The organism is Pseudonocardia yunnanensis (assembly GCF_039534065.1).
Lineage (GTDB): Bacteria > Actinomycetota > Actinomycetes > Mycobacteriales > Pseudonocardiaceae > Pseudonocardia > Pseudonocardia yunnanensis.
In genome coordinates this window covers 13,738-35,903 of sequence record NZ_BAAAUS010000016.1, presented here as the reverse complement: position 1 = coordinate 35,903, position 22,166 = coordinate 13,738, and the positions used below count along the sequence as shown (strand labels likewise).

18 protein-coding genes are annotated in these 22,166 nt (G+C 69.9%); 10 read left to right on the top strand and 8 right to left on the bottom strand.

What is annotated here, in order from left to right; genetic code table 11:
• Window positions 1-22: 22 nt before the first annotated feature.
• Window positions 23-268 (top strand): hypothetical protein, encoded by a 246-nt coding sequence (locus tag ABD743_RS16180; RefSeq protein ID WP_344722903.1) that lies wholly within the window; start codon window positions 23-25, stop codon window positions 266-268.
• Window positions 269-361: 93 nt separating this feature from the next.
• On the opposite strand, the gene ABD743_RS16175 is transcribed toward ABD743_RS16180, so the two are convergent.
• Together ABD743_RS16175 and ABD743_RS16170 are read right to left on the bottom strand one after the other, a co-directional pair.
• Window positions 362-1,621 (bottom strand): Zn-dependent hydrolase, encoded by a 1,260-nt coding sequence (locus tag ABD743_RS16175; RefSeq protein ID WP_344722902.1) that lies wholly within the window; start codon window positions 1,619-1,621, stop codon window positions 362-364.
• Between the two features lie 136 nt (window positions 1,622-1,757).
• The gene (locus tag ABD743_RS16170; protein WP_344722901.1) at window positions 1,758-3,290 is read right to left on the bottom strand and encodes a GMC family oxidoreductase; all 1,533 of its coding nucleotides are present in this window, start codon (window positions 3,288-3,290) and stop codon (window positions 1,758-1,760) included.
• Window positions 3,291-3,580: 290 nt separating this feature from the next.
• On the opposite strand from ABD743_RS16170, the gene ABD743_RS16165 reads away from it, so the two are divergent.
• From ABD743_RS16165 to ABD743_RS16140, 6 genes are all read left to right on the top strand, one after another.
• Entirely contained in the window at window positions 3,581-4,597 is a 1,017-nt protein-coding gene (locus ABD743_RS16165; protein ID WP_344722900.1) for an LLM class flavin-dependent oxidoreductase, read from the top strand.
• Window positions 4,598-4,803: 206 nt separating this feature from the next.
• Complete coding sequence (locus tag ABD743_RS16160) at window positions 4,804-6,204, top strand: purine-cytosine permease family protein (protein WP_344722899.1); 1,401 nt, start codon at window positions 4,804-4,806, stop codon at window positions 6,202-6,204.
• 39 nt (window positions 6,205-6,243) lie between these two features.
• The gene (gene hydA, locus ABD743_RS16155) at window positions 6,244-7,638 is read left to right on the top strand and encodes a dihydropyrimidinase (RefSeq protein ID WP_344722898.1); all 1,395 of its coding nucleotides are present in this window, start codon (window positions 6,244-6,246) and stop codon (window positions 7,636-7,638) included.
• A gap of 61 nt (window positions 7,639-7,699) precedes the next feature.
• Window positions 7,700-8,053 carry a VOC family protein gene (locus tag ABD743_RS16150; protein WP_344722897.1) on the top strand — a complete coding sequence of 118 codons (354 nt, stop codon included), beginning with the start codon at window positions 7,700-7,702 and terminating at the stop codon, window positions 8,051-8,053.
• Between the two features lie 96 nt (window positions 8,054-8,149).
• A complete protein-coding gene (locus ABD743_RS16145) occupies window positions 8,150-8,923 on the top strand; it encodes a DUF2470 domain-containing protein (protein ID WP_344722896.1) in 774 nt (257 codons plus the stop codon).
• 591 nt (window positions 8,924-9,514) lie between these two features.
• Window positions 9,515-10,978, top strand: coding sequence for a glycosyltransferase family 2 protein (locus ABD743_RS16140; protein WP_344722895.1), 1,464 nt, complete (start codon window positions 9,515-9,517; stop codon window positions 10,976-10,978).
• On the opposite strand, the gene ABD743_RS16135 is transcribed toward ABD743_RS16140, so the two are convergent.
• Window positions 10,951-11,811: a polysaccharide deacetylase family protein gene (locus tag ABD743_RS16135; protein WP_344722894.1), complete on the bottom strand. Its 861-nt coding sequence runs from the start codon at window positions 11,809-11,811 to the stop codon at window positions 10,951-10,953. The genes ABD743_RS16140 and ABD743_RS16135 overlap by 28 nt on opposite strands.
• 219 nt (window positions 11,812-12,030) lie before the next feature.
• On the opposite strand from ABD743_RS16135, the gene ABD743_RS16130 reads away from it, so the two are divergent.
• The 3 genes from ABD743_RS16130 (at window position 12,031) to ABD743_RS16120 (ending at window position 16,651) form a co-directional block, all read left to right on the top strand.
• Window positions 12,031-13,599 (top strand): ArnT family glycosyltransferase, encoded by a 1,569-nt coding sequence (locus ABD743_RS16130; protein ID WP_344722893.1) that lies wholly within the window; start codon window positions 12,031-12,033, stop codon window positions 13,597-13,599.
• Window positions 13,600-13,856: 257 nt separating this feature from the next.
• The gene (locus ABD743_RS16125; protein ID WP_344722892.1) at window positions 13,857-15,236 is read left to right on the top strand and encodes a lipopolysaccharide biosynthesis protein; all 1,380 of its coding nucleotides are present in this window, start codon (window positions 13,857-13,859) and stop codon (window positions 15,234-15,236) included.
• Window positions 15,233-16,651: a glycosyltransferase gene (locus ABD743_RS16120; RefSeq protein WP_344722891.1), complete on the top strand. Its 1,419-nt coding sequence runs from the start codon at window positions 15,233-15,235 to the stop codon at window positions 16,649-16,651. Before ABD743_RS16125 ends, ABD743_RS16120 begins: the two co-directional genes overlap by 4 nt.
• Here the strand turns inward: ABD743_RS16120 and ABD743_RS16115 are convergent.
• From ABD743_RS16115 to ABD743_RS16095, 5 genes are read right to left on the bottom strand one after another with little or no spacing between them, the layout of a single operon-like run.
• The gene (locus ABD743_RS16115; protein ID WP_344722890.1) at window positions 16,545-17,117 is read right to left on the bottom strand and encodes an acyltransferase; all 573 of its coding nucleotides are present in this window, start codon (window positions 17,115-17,117) and stop codon (window positions 16,545-16,547) included. The two genes, ABD743_RS16120 and ABD743_RS16115, sit on opposite strands and share 107 nt — an antisense overlap.
• Window positions 17,114-18,241: a DegT/DnrJ/EryC1/StrS family aminotransferase gene (locus ABD743_RS16110; protein ID WP_344722889.1), complete on the bottom strand. Its 1,128-nt coding sequence runs from the start codon at window positions 18,239-18,241 to the stop codon at window positions 17,114-17,116. The genes ABD743_RS16115 and ABD743_RS16110 overlap by 4 nt, the downstream gene beginning before the upstream one ends.
• 31 nt (window positions 18,242-18,272) lie before the next feature.
• On the bottom strand, window positions 18,273-19,409 hold the full coding sequence (locus ABD743_RS16105; RefSeq protein WP_344722888.1) for a DegT/DnrJ/EryC1/StrS family aminotransferase: 1,137 nt from the start codon (window positions 19,407-19,409) through the stop codon (window positions 18,273-18,275).
• Window positions 19,410-19,442: 33 nt separating this feature from the next.
• Window positions 19,443-20,441, bottom strand: a complete 999-nt coding sequence (locus tag ABD743_RS16100; RefSeq protein ID WP_344722887.1) for an SDR family NAD(P)-dependent oxidoreductase — start codon at window positions 20,439-20,441, stop codon at window positions 19,443-19,445.
• Window positions 20,438-21,514 (bottom strand): Gfo/Idh/MocA family protein, encoded by a 1,077-nt coding sequence (locus tag ABD743_RS16095; protein WP_344722886.1) that lies wholly within the window; start codon window positions 21,512-21,514, stop codon window positions 20,438-20,440. The genes ABD743_RS16100 and ABD743_RS16095 overlap by 4 nt, the downstream gene beginning before the upstream one ends.
• Between the last annotated feature and the right edge of the window lie 652 nt (window positions 21,515-22,166).

The window sequence follows — 22,166 nt, the reverse complement described above, 5'->3', positions numbered from 1 at the left end:
GGGCGCGGGACGGCGGCTGCACGTGTACGTCGATGACGAACGGGCCGCGGATCTTCATCTCGGTGCGACGACCCGCGTGCCGGTGGAGGCAGGCCCCCATCTGCTGAGGGTTCGCTGCTTCCCCCTGATCAGCGCAGATCTGCCTGTCATCCTCGCCCCCCATGAGACCCTGCGGGTAGCGATCTGCATCGACGCGCTCGGCGAGCTGAAGATCGACATCGCACCTGTGGCCGAGCAGGCGCGACCGCAGGGGACGACCGGACGCTGACACGCCGGGGCAGGGCGCTGCCTCGCCGTACACATCTCCGCCGAGCCCGGGCCGCCTCACGGTGGCGGCCGGGGCTCGGTCGCGGGCGGGAAGCTACTCGGTGGCGAGCGCGTGGACCGTCGCCAGGAGCACGTTCGCCCCGGCCTCGACGTCCTCCCAGGTGGTCAACTCGGCCGGTGAGTGGCTTCGCCCGTCGACGCTGGGCACGAAGATCATGCCTGTGGGGGCGAGCTTCGCCACGTTCTGTGCATCGTGCCCGGCACCGGACGGCAGGCTCAGCGTCTTCATGCCCTGGTCGGCCGCCACCGTCGCCACGAGATCCTGCATCCGCGGGTTCAGGGGCACCGGGTCCGTGATGCTCTCGCGGGTGTAGCTCACCTCCAGGCCATGGCGGTCGGCGACGTCACGCGCCGCGGCCACGATGGCCTCCTCCAACTCGAGGATCCGCGTGCGATCGGAGTCGCGGAAGTCCAGTTGGACGCGGGCGAGGCCCGGCACGACATTCGCCCCGCCGGGCTCGACGTGGAGGATGCCGCACGTGGCGACGGCGGTCTCGCTCACCGACCGGGCCGCCTCCGGCAGGCGTACCAGCAGATCACCGGCGCCGCGCAGCGCGTCGCGCCGCAGCGGCATCGGTGTGGTGCCGGCGTGGTCCTGGCGGCCACGGAACTCGAGGTGGCCGCCTCCCATCCCCACGATCGCCGTGACCACCCCGATCCCGGCTCCGGCTGATTCGAGCACCGAGCCCTGCTCGATGTGCAGTTCGACGTAGGCGTGGACGTCCCCGGGGCGCACCGCCGTCCGGGTCGCCGCGCCGGGGTCCCAGCCCATGCCCTCCAGCGCGTCGACGAGCAGATCGCCGTCGCGCCCGCGCAGGCGGGCGAGCTCGTCCGCTGCGAAGCCGTGCGCCACCGCCGTCGAGCCGAGCAGGTGGTGGTAGCTGCCTTCCTCGTCGGCGAAGATCACGGCCTCGACCGGTCGTCGCAGGGGCACGTCCTCCTCGGCCAGGCGGCGCACCACCTCCAGCGCGGCCAGCGATCCGAGCGCACCGTCGAAGCGGCCCCCTTCGGGCACGCTGTCCAGATGCGAGCCCGCCCAGACCGGGGGCGTGCCGGCGGCCGCGTCCCGAGCCTCCAGCCGTATGAAGACATTGCCGATGCCGTCGGTGCGCAGCGCCAGCCCGGCCTGCTCGCACTCGTTGACGAGCCAGGCCCGCACCTGCCGATCAGCCTCGGAGAAGCTCGTTCGGCTGACGCCGCCGCTCGCCGTGGCGCCGTACCCGGCGACATGCTCGAGGTCGCGACGCAACCGCGCCGCCGAGACGGTGGGCGCGGGAGTCCCGGAACTGGTCATGCACGCTCCTGAGTGGTCTGGTCGTCGACGCCCGACTCCGCGCGTCGACGGGTGCAACCCGTATATACGCTGATCATGGCGGCATGCGCAGGAACGGGGGTTCCCCCACCCTGACCGGACCACACCGGCTTCGCGGTCACTCCGCACCGGTGATCAGGTCGACCGCTCGTTCGGCGATGGCGCAGACCGTGGCGTTGGTGTTGGCGGAGACGATCGACGGCATCACCGACGCGTCGGCGACCCGGAGCCCGTCGATCCCGCGCACGCGAAGCTGCGGATCGACGACGGCCATCTCGTCGACGCCCATCCGGCAGGTCCCGACGTAGTGGAAGTAGGGCATCAGGCTCGCCGCCAGATAGGAGTGCACAGCAGCGAGGTCGCCGGCATCCGGACCGGCAGGCACCTCTTCACCACGCCAAGGCGCGAGACACGCAGCGCTTCCGATCTCGCGGGCGAGCCGCAGGCCGTCGATCATCGTCGCGACGTCGTGATCGTCGGCGAGGTAGTTCGGATCCACCAGTGGCGCCACCGTGGCATCCGCGCTCGTCAGCCGGAGCGACCCACGGCTGTGCGGGGTGATCGCGGAGAAGGCGATCGTGTAGCCGACGGCAGGCCCGGCGAGGACAGGGGGACGGATGGGCACGCTGACGAACAGGATCTGCAGATCGGGGGCATCGAGAGCGAGAGCGCTGCGCACCAGTCCGAGCGCCTCACTCGGTGGGTTGCCGGGAATCTCCGGCACCGGGCGCTTCGCGCTGTAGGTCACCATCGCCAACGGGTGGTCGTGCAGGTTCGCGCCGACCCCGGGCAGGTCGTGCACGACGTCGACGCCGACCTCCCGGAGATGGTCCGCCTGCCCGATACCCGAGAGCAGCAACAGCTGCGCCGAACCGATCGTCCCCGCGGTGAGCACCACCTCCCGGGAGCACTCCACGGAGATCATCGTGTTGCCGACCGAGTAGTCGACCCCGGTGCACCGACCGCCTTCCAGCCGGAGCCGATGCACCAGGGCGTCGGTGACGACGTCCAGATTCGGCCGATCAAGCACCGGCCGCAGGTAGGCGTCGGCAACGCTCTGCCGGGCCCCGTCCACAATGGTGTTGTCGCACCAGCCGAACCCCTCCTCCAGCCCGCTGCTCACGTCGTCGGCCGGCGGGTGCCCCACCTGGGCAGCGGCTGCGACGCATGCGGCGAGAACCGGATTGCGCTCGGCCGACACGGACACGGTCATCGGCCCGTCCGTGCCCCGGGTCTGAGGATCACGCTTCTCGGCGCGCTCGGTGCGCCGGAAGTAGGGAAGGAGGTCGGCGAACTGCCACCCTGTGGCCCCAGAGGCCTCCCATGCGTCGTAGCTCGAGCGATGCCCGCGCAGGAAGTTCATTCCGTTGATGCTCGATGATCCGCCGAGGCAGCGGCCCCGCGACAACAGGTGCGGCCCACCGGTGAAATCTTGAACGACGGACGTGGTGGCCCAGTCGGCCGAGCTCCCGAGCAGGCTGAACCAGGACGCCGGAGCCGCCATCCCCTCCGACGGTTCCCGCCCACCCGCCTCGAGTAGGAGAACCCGAGTGTCCTCGTTCTCCGACAATCGGGAAGCGAGCACGCAACCGGCCGTTCCGGCTCCCACGACAAGGTAGTCATAGGCGGGCACTTCCCATTGACGGTTCATGATCTCACCGTCGCAGAATCGACGGGAGCACGACAAGGCATCAGCAGTCAACATCGTCTTAAGCTGAGCGTTCGGGAACCGGCTTGTCAGGCAGCACCACCCATAACACCGGAACCCCCCGAAATTGTTGGCGACCTGAGTTGTCGGACCCGCGTGCCGACCGGTCGGCGACGACCGACTCCGCGCGACCATGCACCGCCGAACACATCGTCGTGACGCCGGTCACATTGCAGCACCAAAAACATATGGATATCTTCCGTGGACACGAATCTGCCGCCCAGGGGGCTTCGATGAAGCTCGGAACATCTCTCCGGTTCGTCTTTCCCACGTCGCCGGAGACGTTCGAGCATTTTCGGGCCGCACTTGCGGCATTACCGCCCGGCGGCTTCATCGAACGGCCGATGGGGGCGATGTCCACCCGCGAACAGGCCACGAACCTGCTCGCTGTCGCAGCCGCGGCCCACGATGCCGGTCTCGACATGTTGGTCGTCGGCGACAGTCATGCCGTTCCGCCGGCTTACGCCAATGCTTTCTCCCCGGTGCCGACGCTCGCACGCCTGATGCCCGCAACCGGAAACATGACGCTCGGAGCGGTGCTGCTGGCCCCGTTCTACGATCCGATCCTGATCGCGGAGCAGATCGGCACGATCGCCGCATTCTCCGAAGCGCCACTCGTGGTCACGCTGGCGCTCGGACAAGGCAAGAGCCGGTTCGCCGCCTTCGGCATGACCGAGCACACCCGCGTGGGCCGCACCGAGGAGTTCGTCACCGCACTGCGGGCCCTGCTGACCGGCGAGCCGGTGACCATGGAGGGCCGCTACCACCGGCTGAACCACGTGCAGACCGGGCCGCTACCGCGTGTACCCGTCTCGCTCTGGCTGGCAGGCACGGTGCGTGCCGCCGCGGAGCGGGCCGGACGGCTCGGGGACGGATGGCTGGCCGGCCAGAACGCAACCCGCGCGGAGCTCGTGGAGCAGCTCGACGCATATCGGGAGTCGGCCGTCCGCCATGGACGCACGCCGCTGCCCGTGCTTCGCCGTGACATCTACGTCGGTGAATCCGACCACGAGGCGGAAAGCGTGGTGAATCGGATCCTCGCCGAGGGCTACCGCGGCGGAGGAATGGATCGGCTGCTCGTCGGATCTGCCGAGTCGGTGGTGCAGCAGCTCGAGGAGTACCGCGCCATCGGCTTCGACCACGCCCTCGTACGGCACATCGTGGGTGACCACGCACTGATGCTGCGATCGTTCGAGCGCATCGGAAAGGACGTGCTGCCACGGCTGCACGCCCTCGAGCCGCTGTCGTAGTTCAACGGACAATTCAGGCATTTCACCCGAGATCCTTGACCAGCTCGATGTAGTTGACCAAGGGTAACGAAGACAATCGGCTCCCCGGGAGCCCTTCTGAGAACGAGTCCGACCGGCGCAACAGCCGACTCGCCCGGAGGTCTTCGATGGTGAACGCCGATCGTTTCGAGGAGTCGTTGCGGCCGCGATTCCGCCAGCCCCGAGGCGTGGAACAACGCGGAATCGAACCGGTTCCGGAAGAAGCGCGCACCACCCACTGGGGCGATATATTCTCGATCGTATTCAACTTCCTGGTGAACCCCGGGATGATTCTGATCGGCGGTCTCGCCGTGGCCGGCGGACTGTCGTTCTGGGGCGCGGTCATCGCTGTCACACTGGGCATCGCCGTGGCGTTCGTGCCCTACGTCATCGTGGCGACGATCGGCGTCGACTACGGCGTCCCGGGCCAGGTGAGCACCCGGATGACGTATGGAGTGATCGGGTCTCGCTGGATAGCGTCCCTGCTGCGGGTGGCCGTCACGACATTCCAGTTCGCCTTCCAGACGATCGCCGGCGCATTGGCGATCGTCGCGGTCCTTCATGCATGGCTGGAAATTTCGCTCCCCCTCGTGCCGACGAGCCTCGTTTTCGCCGCCTTCCAAGTGCTCATCGCCACCATGGGCTACGGCCCGCTGAAACACCTTTCGCGCATTGCATTACCACTGAAGATCGTCGTCCTCGGATTCTCGCTGTACCTGCTCGTATCGCATGACGCTCCAGGCTTTCACCCCAGCGAGGTCTTCTCGTTCAACGGCTCGTCGACGCTGGGCTGGGTAGGGATCGCCGTGTGGGCGAATTCCGTGGCTGCGGCATGGCTGACGATGGTGACCGACGCGGCCGACTTCTGCCGCTACTCCCGCACGCGTGCCGACATGTGGATCGGCACGATGGCGGCTGCGATCCTCGGGGCGCTGCTGTCGGCGGTGCTCGGGGCGTACGGAGCGGCGGCCACGCTCGGCACGGTCTCCAACCCCTTCGACGTGATCTCGGGGATCACCACGTCGGGCGTGGTGTTCGTCGCGCTCCTGATCGTGGTGGTACTCGACAACTGGACGATCAACGTCCTGAACCTCTATACGGGCGGCCTCGCGATCGTGAACATGATCCCGAGGCTGGGACGGTTCTGGTCCACCTTGGTCGCGAGCGCCATCGGCGTCGCCATCTCCGCGTTCCCCGCCATCATCGACGGGTTCAACACCATCTCCGGTGTGGCCATCGGTTGTCTGTTCGCCCCGATCGCGGGAGTGCTGGTCGCTGACTACGTCGTGGTCAAGCGGTGGCGCATCGACGTACCCCAGCTCTTCGTACGCGGGGGCCGGTACTGGTATCTGCGCGGCACCAACCCGGTGGCGGTCCTGTCGACCGCAATCGGAGCAGGCCTGTACTTCCTCCTCCCGGAGACGGTGCTGCGGTGTCTCGTCACCCCGATCCTGACCGGGCTGGTGTTCGTGTTGATCACACGACTGCTCGCCACGCGGTTCGAGTGGGCGCGCGCGGCCGCCGAGCCCATCTCGGTACCGGCGCGCGCCGCGGCGGCCGAGGAGGCAGGCGCGGCGGTCCGGCCCTGACCCGGGCGATGGCAGCACCGAAGGAGAAAGGTAACGGCGATGAGCACGGCAACGAGCGCTGACACCACGATCCGAGGCGGCGAGGTCGTCATCGACGGCTCGGTGGTTCGCGCGGACATCGCGATCACCGGCGGGATCGTCACCGCCATCTCGTCCTCCTCGATCGATGCTCCCCACGTGATCGACGCGCAGGGGTGCCTGGTGCTCCCCGGCGGGATCGACGCGCACGTCCACCTCTCGCCCGCCGAGCTGGCCGACGGCTCGTACCCGTGGGTCGACGATTTCGAGAGCGGCACCAGGGCAGCCGCCGCGGGCGGGGTCACCACGGTCGGAAACATCACCTTCCCTCGCCCCGGCGAGGCACTGGCCGATGCGTGCCGGCGGGTGGCCGAGGACGTGCGCGCTCAGGCCGTCGTCGATGTCCTCCTGCACCCCGTGGTGACCGAAGAACAACACCTCGATCCCGGCGAGCTGACGGCGCTCCAGGAGCTGGGCCAGACCAGCATCAAGGTCTTCGCCACGCTCGGCGCCTTCCAGACCCGGCGCCGCCAGTACTACCGCTTCATGGCAGAGGCCGGCAGCCGCGGGTTCCTCACCCTGGTCCACTGCGAGGACGACGAGCTGATCGGGCACTGCACGGCGTCGCTGTTCGAACGCGGGCTGGCGGACTTCCGCCACTTCGGTGAGTCGCGCCCCGACGCGGCGGAGGAGGCCGCGGTCGCCCAGCTCATCGCCTTCGCCGAGGTCTCGAACACGCCCATCTACGTCGTGCACCTCTCCAGCAGGCGGGCCCTCACCGCCTGCTCCGCCGCCCGCGCCCGCGGCGTGCCCGTCTACGTCGAGACGCGGCCGCTCTACCTCTACCTCACCGAGGAGCTGCTGCAGCGGGAGGACGGCGCGAAGTACATCGGCCAGCCACCGCTGCGGCGCCACGACGACGTCGACGCCCTCTGGGCCGGCCTGCGGTTCGGCACCGTCGACACCGTGGCGACCGACCACGCTCCCTGGACGCTCGAACAGAAGCTCGAGGCAGGCACCTCGTTGGAGCGGCTCCGGCCCGGTGTCGCCGACCTCGAGACCGTGCGACCCATGCTCTTCTCGGAAGGCGTGCTCACCGGCCGCATCTCGTTGGCGCGCTTCGTCGAGCTCACCGCAACCAACCCGGCCCGCCTCTTCGGCCTGTATCCCCGCAAGGGAACGATCGCTCCGGGGTCCGACGCCGACCTCGTGATCTGGGACCCCGACGAGACGCGGGTCGTCGACGGGAGTCGCGGGGAGAGCCGTGCCGGCTACTCCCCCTACGACGGCACCTCCGTGCGCGGCTGGCCACGAGACGTCCTGAGCCGCGGGGAGATCGTCGTCTCGGGAGGGAAGGTCACGGGGCGCAGCGGACGGGGCCGGCTACCCGCGCGTGGCAGCTCGTCGCCGCGCTGACCGTCGTCACGCCCATCGGGATGCTTTCGCCATCCGCGTTTCTCCCGACAGTATGTCCGGTATGGACGTTTCCGGTGCGGCCGTGGGTCTTCCCGTCAGCGACCTGCAGAGGTCGGTGGAGTGGTACCAACGGGTTCTGGAACTCGCCGAACCCGATCTCGAGCCCGTCGAGGGAGTCGTGGAGTTTCGCGTCGGTCCGATCTGGCTACAGCTCGGCAAGGACTCCACCGTTCGCTCCGGCGCCGAGGTCGTGACGCGGTTCGGTGTCGCGGACGCGAGCCGGGAGCGGGAGCGCCTGGAGGCCCTGGGGGTGGCCGTCGGCCCGCTCGAGCACGTGCCGGGCGCGGTGGACTACTTCGACTTCTCAGATCCCGACGGAAATACGCTCAGCATGTACTCGGAGGTGGAGCAGTAGGCCAACCGACGCGGGCACGACCCGCGCGGAGCGCGACGCTTGCGATCTCACGGCGGGAAGCTAAGGTTAGGCGATCCTAATTCACGGAGGAGTTGCGTGATCTCGCCAGCCGTCCAGCCGGGCCCCGACCCCGCCGAGCGCGCCCGCACCGTGCTGTCGCACGCCGTGACTTCCGTGATCGAGGTAGGAGCCGATCTGCGTGTCGTACTCGACGCCCTCGCGGTCGACGTCGATGGCTCCCTCGTGTTGCAGGTGAATGAGAACGGACCGCTCGCGGAGCGCGTGGCCGATCAGATCACGCCCGGCACGGTGCGCAGCGCCCTGGTGAGCGGGGTGCCCGGCCCCGACCGACTGCTCGACTCGGTGACGTTGCACGGCACCATCGAGGTCGCCGACGACGTCCGCGCCGCGCTCGAGGTGCTTCTCGCGGCCTACTGGGACCGGCCGGCCGAGACGGTACTGCGGCCCGACGCGTCCCTGCTGCTTCGGGTCACGGTTGCCCAGCTGCGGCTCGACGGCGAACCGGTCGATCCCGACGCCTACGCCCGTGCCGAACCCGACCCCCTGGCCTCCGAGAGCGACGGGGTCGTCGAACACCTGCTGACCGCCCATCCCGAGCAGGTGGTGCAGCTCGCCCACCTGCTCGACCCCGCTGTGCTTCACGGCGCACACGCGGTGGCGCCCATCCGCGTCGACAGGTTCGGGGTCACGTTCCGCGTCGACTGTCCCGCCGACTCCCGGCGCGCCCGACTGAACTTCCCGGCGCCCCTGCGCGGCCCGGCGGAGCTCCCCACGGCCATGAGGGGCCTCCAACGCCGGGCCGCGCAGGTGACGGAGTGCCCCTTCAGCGGAGACCAGCACACCGGCTGAGCACCCGACGGGATGGCCCCGACACCGGATAGCGCGACTGTCCACGCTGGAAGGTTGAACCGCAGCATCTCGACGTCGCTCTCCATCGTTGTCCCGCTGATTTCGGGCGATGCAACGGCTGTGGCACGACCCCGCCGGGGGATCGTCTGCCGGACCGCGGCAGGACTCGATCCGCGGTAACGCCGAGCAGTCGGTCAGCGAAAGTCCGGATAGCCGGGTTTCACTCCCAGTGATCGGGAGTCACCCCGGTGGCACAAGGGCAAGGTCGGAACCGGTCGGTATGCCAACACAAGCACATACGGCACGATGGTCAAGTATCACTCGGAAGAAGGAGCTGTGGGTGTAGTGGACACTCCCTGTGTACGCAGGCGCGGCGCGGCGACGCCCGTCCCAGCTCCGGACCGTCCCGCGCGGTCCCCGTCCGGCTAGATCGTCGTCCCCGTTCGCTCTCCGGCCAGATCGTCCGGTTCGCTCCCCGCCCGGCGAGATGGTCCGTCCCCAGTCCACCGCTCCCCGTCCGGCCCGCTCGACGCCGGCCCCCGCTCCCCGTCCGGCTCGCTCACCGTCCGGCCCGCCATCGAGGAATCCGCCATGAGCACCCTGCCCGAATCCGCTGCCGCACCATCGAAGCCCGCCCAGCTGATGTCGGTAACGTCCGTCCGTGACGGTCGCCGGACACAACCCGGCACGCCACCGGCGGCCGACGGGGCCTTCCAGCCGATCCAGGTCGTCACCGTCGACCTCGCCGAACCGCTGACCGGGGTCAAGCGCCTCCCGTCGAAGAGCGGCATTCCCTACTGCGGGGTGCGGGTCCTGGTGCTGCTGCACGACGTCCCGATCGGCGTGGTCTGGCTCGACTTCGAATCCGACCGGATCGCACCGGCAACACTCGCCGAGGTGATCTGCGCCGAGCTCGAGGACCACCTCAGGGCCCACCTGATCCGCGACGGCATCGAGCTGGGATCAGCCGGCGCGAAGGTCGATCCCGAGGCATTGCTGCTCGGCTTCGCCGGCACCTGCGCCGTGGTCCCCTCCGCGATCCCGGAGGCCCGGGCGAGCGTCGTGCTCGCCACGCGCGGACGTCCGGCATCTCTCCCGCTCGCCCTCGACGCCTTGCTGGAGTCCGACCACCCCGACTTCGAGATCGTGGTGGTGGACAACTCGCCCAGCGACCCCCGGACGGCGGACCTCATCTCCGAGCGCTACGCCGACGAGCCGCGCATCCGGCTCGTGCCCGAGCATCGCCCCGGTCTGTCCTACGCGCGCAACCGGGGTCTGCATGCCGCCACGGGAGACATCGTCGCGTTCACCGACGACGACGTCATGGTCCAGCCGTCGTGGCTCGGCCGCATCAGCGCCGAGTTCGCCGATCCTGCGGTCACCTGCGTGACCGGGCTCGTCGAGCCCGCCGAGCTCGAGTCGTTGTGGCAGTGGTGGTTCGAGTGCGCAGCCGGGTTCGGCCGGGGCACCGAACGGCGCGTCTACCACCTCACCGCGTCACCCACCTCGTCCCCGCTGTTCCCGTACGAGCTGGGCAGCTACGGCACCGGCGCCAGCATGGCGCTGAGGAAGAGCGCGCTCCCGCCGGGCTGGGAGTTCGACGAGGCACTCGGCGCGGGAAGCCCCGCCGCCGGTGGTGAGGACCTCGACCTGTTCCTGGACGTGCTGACCCTCCGCGGCACACTCGTGTACCAGCCGGCGGCGTTCTCCTTCCACCGCCACCGGGCGGACGGGGCCGGGCTGCAGGCACAGATGCGCGGGTACGGGCGAGGGCTGACCGCACTGCTCGCCAAGCGGCTGCTCACGCGACCGCAGGAACGCGCCCTTCTTCTGAAGAAGGCAGCCGCCGGCGTCCGCCACGTGCTGGGCCCCGAGTTCCGTACGGGATCGAAGGACTCAGTCGCGGCGGCGCCGTACCCGCGAGGGCTGCGTCTCCAGGAGGCGCTCGGGATGATCCAGGGCCCGGCGACCTACCTGATCGGCCTGCGGCGGGCGAGGCGGCTCAAGAAGGTCTGGTGGCCTGACGCTCAGTACCACTCCTCCCAGCGGTCGTAGCTGCCGGCGAGCGCGGCGCGGAACAACCGAGGGATGTCGATGCGGGTGATGAACGTCCGCGGAACGGTGCCGGCCGGTCGGGTCTCGACGGCCTGCGCGTACACGACCTTGTACCCGGCACCCTCGGCAGCGATCCGCGCCGCGTCCGTCCAGTTGCGCGACTGACCGAACGGGATCGCGAACTCCTCGACGGTCAGGCCGAGCATCTGCTCCATCCGCTGCCGCGACACCTCGAGTTCCTCGCGCGCCTCTGCCGCTCCGAGCCGCCCGAAGTCGGGGTGAGTCGCGGAGTGGCTCGCGAGGCTGATGCCGTACTCCTGGAGCGCGCTGACGCCCTTCCAGTCCAGCACGTGCTGGTACTGGTCGGGGTGCTTCCCGTCGGCCCACCCGCTGACCACGAACATCGTCGCGGGGATGCCGTGGTGGCGCAGCACAGGAGCGGCGTTCTCCAGAACGCTCGTGACGCCGTCGTCGAACGTGATGGCCAACTGCTGCTTCTCGGGCTCGGCCATCACCTCGGCCGGTGTCGCGAAGGTCCAGCTGTCGTCGGCCGCCAACTGGAGATGCCGTTCGAAGTCGCGCGGGCGGACGTCGTTCACGCCCCACGCCGGTGTTCCGATCGAGTGGTAGGCGAGGATGCGGCCGCGCCGTGCCACCGGCGCCCACTCGAGCCGGCGTCGGCTGAGAGCCCACCGCTCGACGCCGAGACGTCCGGTCACCGCACAGCCGTACGCGACCTGGGCCGCCTTCGTGCCGGCCAGTGCCTGACGGATCGACGCCGCACCGATCCGGGCCTTGCTGGTCGACGCCCCATCGGCCGAATCCGTGTTCATGTCGCAGCCACCTCTCCTTCTTTCCGGGCCGTCGCTCCAGGACGTCCAGCGGGGCCGGTCGGGTTCGGCGCCGGCTCTGCGCGCCGCAGCCTATGGCCCGGCCGGACCGCGTCGGGTCGTGGCCGTCGCTCGGTGGGCCCAGGGCGAAGCTGAAGATGCACTGAGAGCCCAGAGCCTTCGCTCAGCGTCTCCACAGCGAAGGATGAAGATCCTTCCTACGTGCTAAGTGTCCAGCTACCCGATACCGCCGATCGTGCCCCGTCGCTGCCCGAACGGGAGCCGCTCGGCAAGTGGGCACTGGCAGCGGTCGCCGTCGTCACGGTGCTGTCGGTGGTGCGCGCGTTCGGTCCGATGGCCTACCCGGGCGACATCTGGCGTCAGTCCGACACCGCGACGATCGCACGGAACTTCGCGACGGGCGGGATGAACCTGTTCTTCCCGCAGATCAACTGGGGCGGCTCCGGGCCCGGGTACGTCGAGACCGAGTTCCCACTCATGCCGTGGCTCTCGGCGGCGCTGTATCAGGTCTTCGGGGAACACGAGTGGCTGGGCCGGCTGGTCTCCCTCGCGTTCATGCTGGTCGCCACGGCCGCCTTCTGGGGACTGGCGCGGCGACTGCTGCCGACCGGCGCTGCCCGCTGGGCGCTGGTCGCCTTCGCCGTCTCCCCGGCCTTCATGCGCTACGGCACCGCCTTCATGCCGGAGGCGACGGTGCTGGCCTTCTACCTCCTGGCGCTGCTCGCGTTCTGCCGCTGGGTGCAGGAGGACCGCGGGATCTGGCTGGTGGGCGCCGCCGCCGCCACCTCGGTCGCGGCGTTGGTCAAGCCGACGTCCCTCCACATCGGCCTGGTGATGGGGATCTGGCTGGTCCTCGCGGCACCGTCGCGGCTCAGGCGGCCGTCCGTGTACGTGGCCGGTGTTGCGGCCCTCGTGGCACCGGCGCTGTGGTTGTGGCACGCCTCGCAGTTGCACGCCGAGTACGGCAACACCTTCGGCGTGATCTCCGGCGGCGACAGCAAGTGGGGCAGCTTCGAGCTGTGGCTCTCCCCCGCCTTCTACCTCGGCAACCTCAAGACCGAGGCGATCTTCATCTACGGCGTGGTCGGTGTCCCGCTGGCCGTCCTCGGAGCGGCATGGCTGTGGCGCCGACGTACGGCGGCATTCCCGCCCGTGGTGGCGGGCCTCGCCGCACTTGTCCTCTACTACTTCGCCGTCGGCCGCTACAGCAGCTCCGACCTGGGAATCCAGTACCACATCTATTCGCTGCCCTACGCCGCGATCTGCGTCGGTCTCGGCCTCGCCGCAGCGGCGGAGTGGTTGCGCCCGCGGCTGTCGTCGGTCGTGTTCGCGATCGTCTCCGGGCTTGCGGTCGTCGCGCTCGCCGCGCAGTCGGTCAACGTCCTCATCGGATCGATGACGTCCACGACGGGCACCTTCGGCACGTGCGCCGACGGCCTGACGGCGGTCTCCGCGCCCGACCAGCTCGTCGTGGTCGGCACGACCAGCCTGAGCACGGAGAACGGCGTCACCAACAACTTCCAGGAGCCGGTGATCTTCTACCTCGCCGATCGGAAGGGATGGAGCCTCGCGGCCGACCAGCAGGACCCCTCCCGCCTCGCGGAGTTCCGGCAGGAGGGCGCGAGGTTCTACGTGGCCCCTGACGACGATCTCGTCCCCGCCGGCGGTGCGCTGTCGCACTGGCTCGCCGCGAACGCGACGCAGGTCCGGTCCAGCGAGTCCGACGGGTGCAACGTGTGGGCGCTCGACGGGCCGGGCGCCGCCTCCTGACGAGCCTCCGGAGCAGGATGATCCGGTCATTCGGGGGGGTTGTACGATCGCGCGGTGCTCCTCGACGACAGCCAACTCGTCGATGTAGCCACAGCGCAGTCAGGCTCGTACGCCCCTGCCGCAGCGGTGTCGGCGAGGTCGGGAACCAGTAGCGGCCAGAGGTCGCGGCCACGGTTCCGGAGAGTCCAGCTGGCATGAGTCAAAGCAGTGGCATCGGTCCTCCCGGCCGGCCGGACCTCGAGGCCACGGTTCGGATCATGGCGGTCCGGCCCAGGTCCGCCGAGCCTCTGCCCGGCGGTCAGCACCGTCGGCGTGGCCGGCGCATCCCGCTCCCCGGCGGGCTCGAGCTGAACGCTGTCGCGCTGATGGCCACGTCGGGGATGACCGCGCTGTTCGGCCTCGTCTTCTGGGGTGTCGCCGCGCGCTACCCCGCTGAGGAGGTCGGCCGCACGTCCGCGCTGATCTCCACGGCGATGATGATGAGCGTGGTGGCCAGCCTCGGTGCGGGCCTGCTCTTCACCAGGTTCCTGGGATCTGCGGGCAAGCGGTCGCGTGTGATGGTGCTGGCGGGCTACGGGGTCACGTCCACCATCGCCGCGGTGGTCGGTGGCGCCTTCGTGCTCTTCTTCGCCGACGACACGCTCTTCGGCTCCGGGGCCGAGCGCGCCGTGTTCCCGCTGCTCGTCGTCGTTCTGGCCCTCTTCGCGCTACAGGACTGGGTCCTGATCGGCATGCAGGCCGCCCGGTGGGTCCCGATCGAACAGCTCCTGTTCTCGGGTCTGAAGCTGGGGCTCGTCGCGCTGTTCGCCGTCACCGCGATGCGCAACGGGATCGTGCTCGCGTGGGCAGCGCCCGCGGCGCTGGCCGTACTGGTCATCACCCCGGTGTTGCTGCTGCGGGTGTTGCCCCGGCGCAGCTCCAAGGAGGGCGCCGTCGCGCTGCCGAGCAGGCGTGCCCTCGGCGCTCTCTTCCTCGGCGAGTACGCCACGGGCGCCACATCCGTGATCGTGCCGTTGTGCATGCCGCTGATCGTGGTGTCGCTGCTCGGAACCGAGGCCAACGCCTACTACGCGCTCCCGTGGCTGATCAGCGAAGCCGTCACGGTCCTGCTGTGGAACATCGCGTCGTCCTACATCACGGAGGCGTCGAACGACGTCCGGCAGGGGCCCGCGCTGATGCGCCGCGCGTGGCGGCTCTCATGGCTCATCGGGTTCACCGGCACGCCCTTCCTGCTGATCGCCGCTCCGTGGCTGCTCTCCCTGCTGGGCGACACCTACGCCGAGGAGGGCACGTCCCTGCTGCGGCTCATGGCCGCCGCACTGCCCTTCACGATCGTGCACGGCATGTACATCGCGGTGTCCCGGGTGAAGCAGCAGATGGGCCGGGTCGTGGTCATGCAGACGCTGAGCGCCGTGATCGTCGTCGTCCTCGCCCTCGTCCTCGTCACGCCGCTGGGGATCGACGGGGTGGGTGTTGCGTACCTCTGCGCAGAGGTGGTGGGGTGCGCCATCGCCGCGGTGCCCCTGATCCGCGCGTTCCGTGCCGACGCCGATCAGGATGCGCAGCAACTCCGAGAACTTGAGTCCGAACCGGTGACCGAGCCACTGGGCAGGGTCAGAGCGGAAGGAATTACGTGAACCCGACCACGTCGGTGAACAGCGAGCAGGTGGCTCGCCCGCTACGCATCCTCGTCGCCGTCCACCAGCTCGACCTCGGTGGCAGCCAGATGAACGCCGTCGACCTCGCGTGCGCGGCCGCCGACCGGGGCCACGACGTCCTCGTCGCCGGACCCGACGGCCCTCTGGTCGACGTCCTGCGCGAACGCGGCGTGCGCCACATGCACGTCCAGCTCGACAGCATGGAGCGGGCCGCGGCGTCCTACCGCAGGCTCTCCGAGCTCACCCGCATGTTCCGGCCGGACATCCTGCACGCCTACGAGCTCACGCCGTCGCTGCTCGCCTTCTTCGGGCCGCACCGCAGCGAGGGCATTCCGATGACGATGACGATCAACAGCATGTCGGTGCCGGACTTCATGCCCGGGACGGTGCCCCTGCAGGTCTGCAATCCGGTGATCGCCGCGGCCGTCCGGCAGCGGAGCGGAGCGGTCGGCGTGCTGGAGATCCCCACCGACTGCGTCGGGCAGACCCCGGACTTTCCCGGCGACGATTTCCGCGCCGAGATCGGCGTCGAGGACGACGAGCTGCTCGTGGTCGTCGTGAGCCGCTTCGCCCGCGTCCTCAAGCAGGAGGGGCTGGAGACCGCGATCCGGGCGGCCGGCCGCGTCGCGCCGCGCCACCGGATGCGTCTGGTCCTCGTGGGCGACGGCCCGGCGATGCCCGACCTGCGGGCCCTCGCCGACCAGACCAACACCAGGTTCGGCCGTGAGGTCGTCGTGCTGACCGGTCAGCGTCCGGACCCGCGGTCGGCCTACGCCGCTTCCGACGTGATGCTGGGCATGGGCGGCTCGCTCCTGCGCGCCATGGCCTTCGGCAAGCCGTGCGTGGTGCAGGGTGAGCACGGCTTCTTCCGCATCCTCGACGAGGAGTCCTCCCGCGAGTTCCGGTGGCGCGGCTTCTACGGCATCGGCGACGGCGGAACCGGCGAGGACACACTGGTCCAGCAGCTCGATCAGCTACTCGGCGACGAAGGGCTCCGCAAGGAGAACGGCGACTTCGCTCTGGCGCTCGTGCGGCAGTTCTACAGCCTCGAACACGCTACCCAGGTGCAGCTGGACTGGTACGACAAGGTCCTCGCCGAGTACCAGCCGCCGTCGCTCGCCGAGGTCGCCCGCACGGCCAGCGCAGTGGGCACGTGGGTCGCCGAACGCGCCGTGAACCGACGCCGCGGCACCGCGCAGGAGGACTACTTCAACAGCGCTGAACGGATCCGGCCCGGGTTCGTCTCCGGTGTGCCCGAGTGGTTCGACCCCGAGCCGGTCCGGTCCGTCAGCGGCGACGCAGGCCCGATCCCGCACGTTCGTGCGACGTCCCGCATGCGGGGCAGGCCAAGTCGTCTCCCAGTCGCTCCCCGCACGCACAGACCCAACCCTTGATACGGGCCGGGTTTCCGGCAACGAAGGCGTGCGCGGGAACGTCCCGCGTGACCACGGCTCCCGCGGCAGCGAACGCGCTCTCCCCGATCTCGATCCCGCAGACGACCACGACACCGGCGCCGAGCGAGGCGCCGCGACGCACCGTGGTGGAAAGCAGTTCGTCGGCGCCGCGCCGGATCGCCGCGCGGGGCCGCAGATCGTTGGTGAACAGCACATTCGGACCGAGGAACACCTCGTCCTCACACGTCACACCGGAGAAGACGAGGGTGCCGTTCTTGACCGTCACCCGGTCGCCGAGAACGGCTCCGTCCTCGACGAACGCGCCGTCGCAGATGTTGCAGTCGCGCCCGACGCGGGCACCGGCGAGGACGTGCGCGAAGGCCCAGACACGGGTGCCCGCGCCGACGTCGGTGCTCTCGCAGAGCCCGTGCGGGTGGACGCGGACACCCTCCTCGGCGAGGGTCACCGCCGGACCGCCGCCGTGAGCACGGACACGACGCGCTCCTGCTGCGCCGCGGTGATCGCGGGGAACATCGGCAGGGAGATGATCTCGTCGGCGAGCTGCTCGGTGACCGGGAAGGTGCCGAGGCCGTGGCCCAGGTGCGCGAAGGCCTCGGTGCGGTGCACCGGCACGGGGTAGTGGATGCCGGCACCGATCTTGGCCTCGTAGAGCTCTGCGAGCACCCGCGTGCGATCGGGCACGCGCACCACGTACAGGTGCCAGACCGGCTCGTTGCCCTCGGCCACCACCGGAGTGACGACTCCGTCCACATCGGCCAGCAGCTCGTCGTAGCGGGCGGCGGCGGCGCGACGCGCGACGTTCCAGGCGTCGAGCCTGCGCAGCTTGGCCGACAGGACGACGGCCTGCAGGGCGTCGAGCCTGCTGTTGAACCCGAGCACGCTGTGCTCGTACTTGCGGGGCGAACCGTGGTCACGCAGGAGCTGGACAGCCTCGGCGAGGTCGTCGCGGTCGGTCAGCACCGCGCCCGCGTCGCCGTAGGCGCCGAGGTTCTTCCCCGGGTAGAAGCTCGTGGCCGCGATGTCTCCGAGCTTGCCTGCGGCCACGCCGTTGCGCCGCGCGCCCTGCGACTGCGCGGCGTCCTCGAGAATCGCGACACCGTCAGGAAGCACCGCCCGCAGCTGCTCGACCGGAGCCGTCTGCCCGTAGAGGTGCACGGGCAGCACGACGCGCGTGCGCTCGGTGACCGCACCGGCCGTGGCGTCGACGTCGATGAGCGCGGTGTCCTTGTCACAGTCCACGAGGACCGGCGTGGCACCCGCCCGGACGACCGCTTCGGCCGTGGCGATGAAGGTGTTGGCCGGCAGAATGCACTCATCGCCCTGACGGACGCCGAGCGCTCGCAGCGCCAGCTCCAGCGCGTCGGTGCCGTTGCCGACACCCACGCAGTGCCGGATGCCGGACCACGTGGCGTAGTCCGACTCGAACGAGGCCACGCGTGGGCCCCCGACGAACGCGGTGTGCGCCAGGACGTCGGCCCAGCCGGCGGCGATCTCGTCGGCCACCTCGGCGTGGGCGGACGCCAGGTCCAGCAGCGGCACCGGGTCTGTGGTGGGGAGGGTACTGGTCACGAGTGTTCCTCGGGCGTAGTCGGATGTTTCATCAGTGGGACGAGACAGCGCTCTGCAGGCCGATCGCCGCGGCGAGGGCCGCTACGACGACGTCCTGGTCGGCGTCGGTCAGGTCGTGGTGGAGCGGAAGGATCAGCGTCCGAGCGGTGAGGTGCTCGGTGACGGGCAGCGGCCCGTGCGGATGCCCCGCGTACGCGGGCTCCAGGTGGGCGGCCATGATCCCGCGGCGGGCCGACACACCTGCCTGGGACAGCGCTGCGAGCACCTCGCTGACAGGCGGTGCCGCGTCGGGGAGCTCCACCCAGAAGGACTGGACGTTGGTCGTGCCTCCCTCGGGGTCACACACCGTGCGCAGCCCGAGCGGGGCCAGCAGAGCCCGGTAGCGGTCGGCGCGCTCCCGGCGGTGGGCGACGATGGCGGGCAGTCGCCGCAGCTGGACCAGGCCCATCGCTGCCTGCATGTCGGTGAGCCGGTAGTTGAACGCGGTCTCCCCGTACTCCTCCACCGTGTTGCGACCGGACGCGTGCCGGTCCGCCGCGGACACGCTCATCCCGTGTTCACGCAGCCGCCGCAGCCTCGCTGCCCGCTCGGCGTCGTCGGTGGTGATCATCCCGCCTTCGCCGGTGGTGATCAGCTTGCGGGGGTGGAACGACCAGGCCGCCATCAGGGCGCCGTGGCCGACCGGCCGTCCGCCCAATGTGGAGCCCGCAGCACAGGCGGCGTCCTCGACCAGGGGGATCTCCCCGCACGCCGCACGGATGGCAGGCACGTCGGCGGGCACGCCTGCCTGGTGCACCACCATCACGGCACGGGTACGCGGTGTGATCACCGCGGACACCGTGTCGGCGGTCATGTTCCCGGTCAGCGGATCGACGTCGGCGAAGACGGGCACCGCGCCGCAGTACCGCACCGCGTTGGTCGACGCGATGAACGACAGGGACGGGACGATCACCTCGTCACCCGGTCCGACGCCGAGCACGTACAGCGCCAGGTGCAGCGCCGTGGTGCACGACGACGTCGCGACACCGTGCGCCGCGCCGACGGACGCGGCGAACTCCTTCTCGAACTCCGCCACCCGCGGGCCTTGGGCGACCCAGCCGGACCGAACGACGTCGGCGACGGCCTGGGCCTCCTCCTCACCGAGGAGCGGACGCATCACGGGGATCATTGGTCACCTCTCTGCAAGCGGGGGCGCACCGGCTCAGCCTGCGACTGCCGGCACAGCGGCGTGGCGCCACCAGGTGACAAGATCATCCAGGCCGTCCGAGAGACCGATCTCCGGGGTCCAGCCCAGGTCCCTGGCAGCGGCGGAGATGTCCGCGAGCCGCCGCGTCACCCCGTTGACCGCCCGCTCGGGGCCGTGCACGGGAGACAGGTCCGAGCCCATGACGGCGAGCAGGGCCTCGGCCAGCCCCTTGAGGCTGGTCTCCGTGCTGGTGGCGATGTTGTAGACGGTGTCGGTGACATCTGCCCGCGCGGCGAGCAGGTTGGCCCGGGCGATGTCACGGACGTGCACGAAGTCCATCGTCGCCGCGCCGTCGCCGAAGATCAGCGGAGGCTCGCCGCGGGAGATCCGCTCCATCCACCGGATCAGCACCTCGGTGTAGAGCCCGTGGGTGTCCATCCGGGGGCCGTAGACGTTGAAGTAGCGCAGCGCCACGTAGTCCAGCCCGTTCATGGCGTGGAAGCTGCGGAACATGCCCTCGTTGAACGCCTTGGCGGCGCCGTAGAAGGTGTCGTTGTTGTAGGGGTGGTGCCGCTCGGTGGTCGGGAACGACTCGGCCAGCCCGTACACCGACGCGGACGAGGAGGTGATCACCTTCTTGACGTCGGCCGCCACGGCGGCCTCGATCACGGTGAACGTGCCGTCGACGAGGGACTCGAGCGCGAGCCGCGGCTGCTCGGCGCACTGGGTGATGCGCAGCGCAGCGAGGTGGAACACCACGTCGATACCCGAGATGACGTCGCGCACGAGTGCCGGGTCGTTGATGTCGCCGGTCACGACGGTGAGGCGGTCGCCGCCGACGGCCTCGGCGTCGGCGAGGTTCTCCATCCGCCCGCGCGCGAAGTTGTCGAGGACGACGACCTCTGCGGCGTCGGCCTCCAGAAGCAGGTCGACGACGTGGGAGCCGATCGTGCCGGCGCCGCCGGTGACGAGGATGCGCTGCGCGGCCAGCGGCTGGCCGGTGCTGGTGGTCACAGGGAGATCTCCTGGGGGGAGCGCGTGTGGTCGGTCAGGACGGGCATGAATACACCACCCTGCTGCAGGCTCGCCGTGGCGGCCTCCAGCAGGGCCAGCACCTGGAGGCCGGACCGGCCGTCGGTGAGCGGCGCACGCTGCTCCGTGATCGAGGCGGCGAACTCCTCCATCACCGAGCGCAGCGCTTCCTTGTCCTTCAGCGCCGGCGCGACCATATCGCCCGTGCGGTAGGAGACGATCGTGGCGGCGCGGGCATCGCGGCCCAGCTCGGCCGGATCGGCGCGGTCGACGCCCCGGTCGTACACCGACAGCCGCTGCAGCGGGTTGAGGTCGTCCCACACCACGGTGCGCGCCGAACCACCGATCACGATGGTGCGGATCTTCGTCGGGGACAGCCAGTTGACGTGGATGTGGGCCATCGCGCCCGTGTTCATCTGCACGTTGAGATGCGCCAGGCAAGCGCGACCCGCACCGACCGGGTCCGAACCCTGAGCCGAGACAGCGACCGGCGTGACGTCATCGGGGAGGATCGACAGGAAGATCGATAGGTCGTGGGGAGCGAGGTCCCACAGCACGTCGACATCGTGCTGCACGAGGCCGAGGTTGATACGCACGGAGTCGAGGTACTGGAGGGTTCCCAGGCCGCCGCCGCGGATCAGGTCGCGCAGGTACTGGGCCGAGGGCGTGTAGCAGTAGGTGTGATCGAGCATCAGGACGAGTCCGCGCTCCTCAGCGGCCTCGACGAGCTCCCGGCCCTCCACGAAGCTCGCGGCGAGCGGCTTCTCGACCAGGACGTGCTTACCCGCCTCGATCGCTGCCATCACCACCGCGTGGTGGGTGGCGGCCGGCGTCGCGACAGCCACCGCGTCCACCGCCGGGTCGGCGAGCACCTCGTCGAGCGAGGCGGAGGCGCGGACGGTGGAGTACCGCCCGAGCACCCGGTGCGCTCGCTCGATGTCGACATCGCACAGGTACTGCAGCTGGAACCCTGCAGTCGCCTGGGCATTACGTACGAGGTTGGGACCCCAGTACCCGGCTCCGATGACCGCGAGCCCGATAGGACGCTTCTCCACGCGTTCCTCCTCCGGCGCAACCTTTGCGCCAATCGCTACAGCAGCAACGAGCCACGTCATGATCCGTTGCCGTGACGCTGGTCGCCCGGCAGTCACCCACACCGGATGTGCGCGGGCCACGTCGGGCTCCGTCGGCACAGACCGTCACGGGGGGCGATGCCCGAACCTGCGTCCCGGCCAGGGGCAGCGGGTGGCTCGACGTCAACAGGGAAGGACCCTGCCTCGTCCCTCCGACTGCCGGACCCAGGTCCGCCGGGCCGGAGCGGGGTGCAGGCGCCGGACGGCGCCGATCTCCGGGCACCGCGGTGCGGGTGCAGGAATCAGAGCGTGGTTCATGACAGGACATGTGCGACGGCGCACGACCGGATCGGCACCCTGGTTCGGTTGGATCGCCGCTTGTTCATGGCCGTAGCGCGCACATTCAGCCTATCGCCGTGATCGCGGATCCGTTACTTTCGGCATAGTCCTCACGATTGCACCGGATCAGCTGCGCCGAGTAGCGGGCGGCTCGTGGCAACGCCCGCCGCGATTGATCGAAAGATCAGGAAGATCCCGGCGCGTGGACCTGCCGGCTGGACCCGACATCAGCACCCGGACGTCTCGGCTGGGCGTGTGTCGACGATGGCGCGCAGCTCACCGTCGCCGTCGGCTG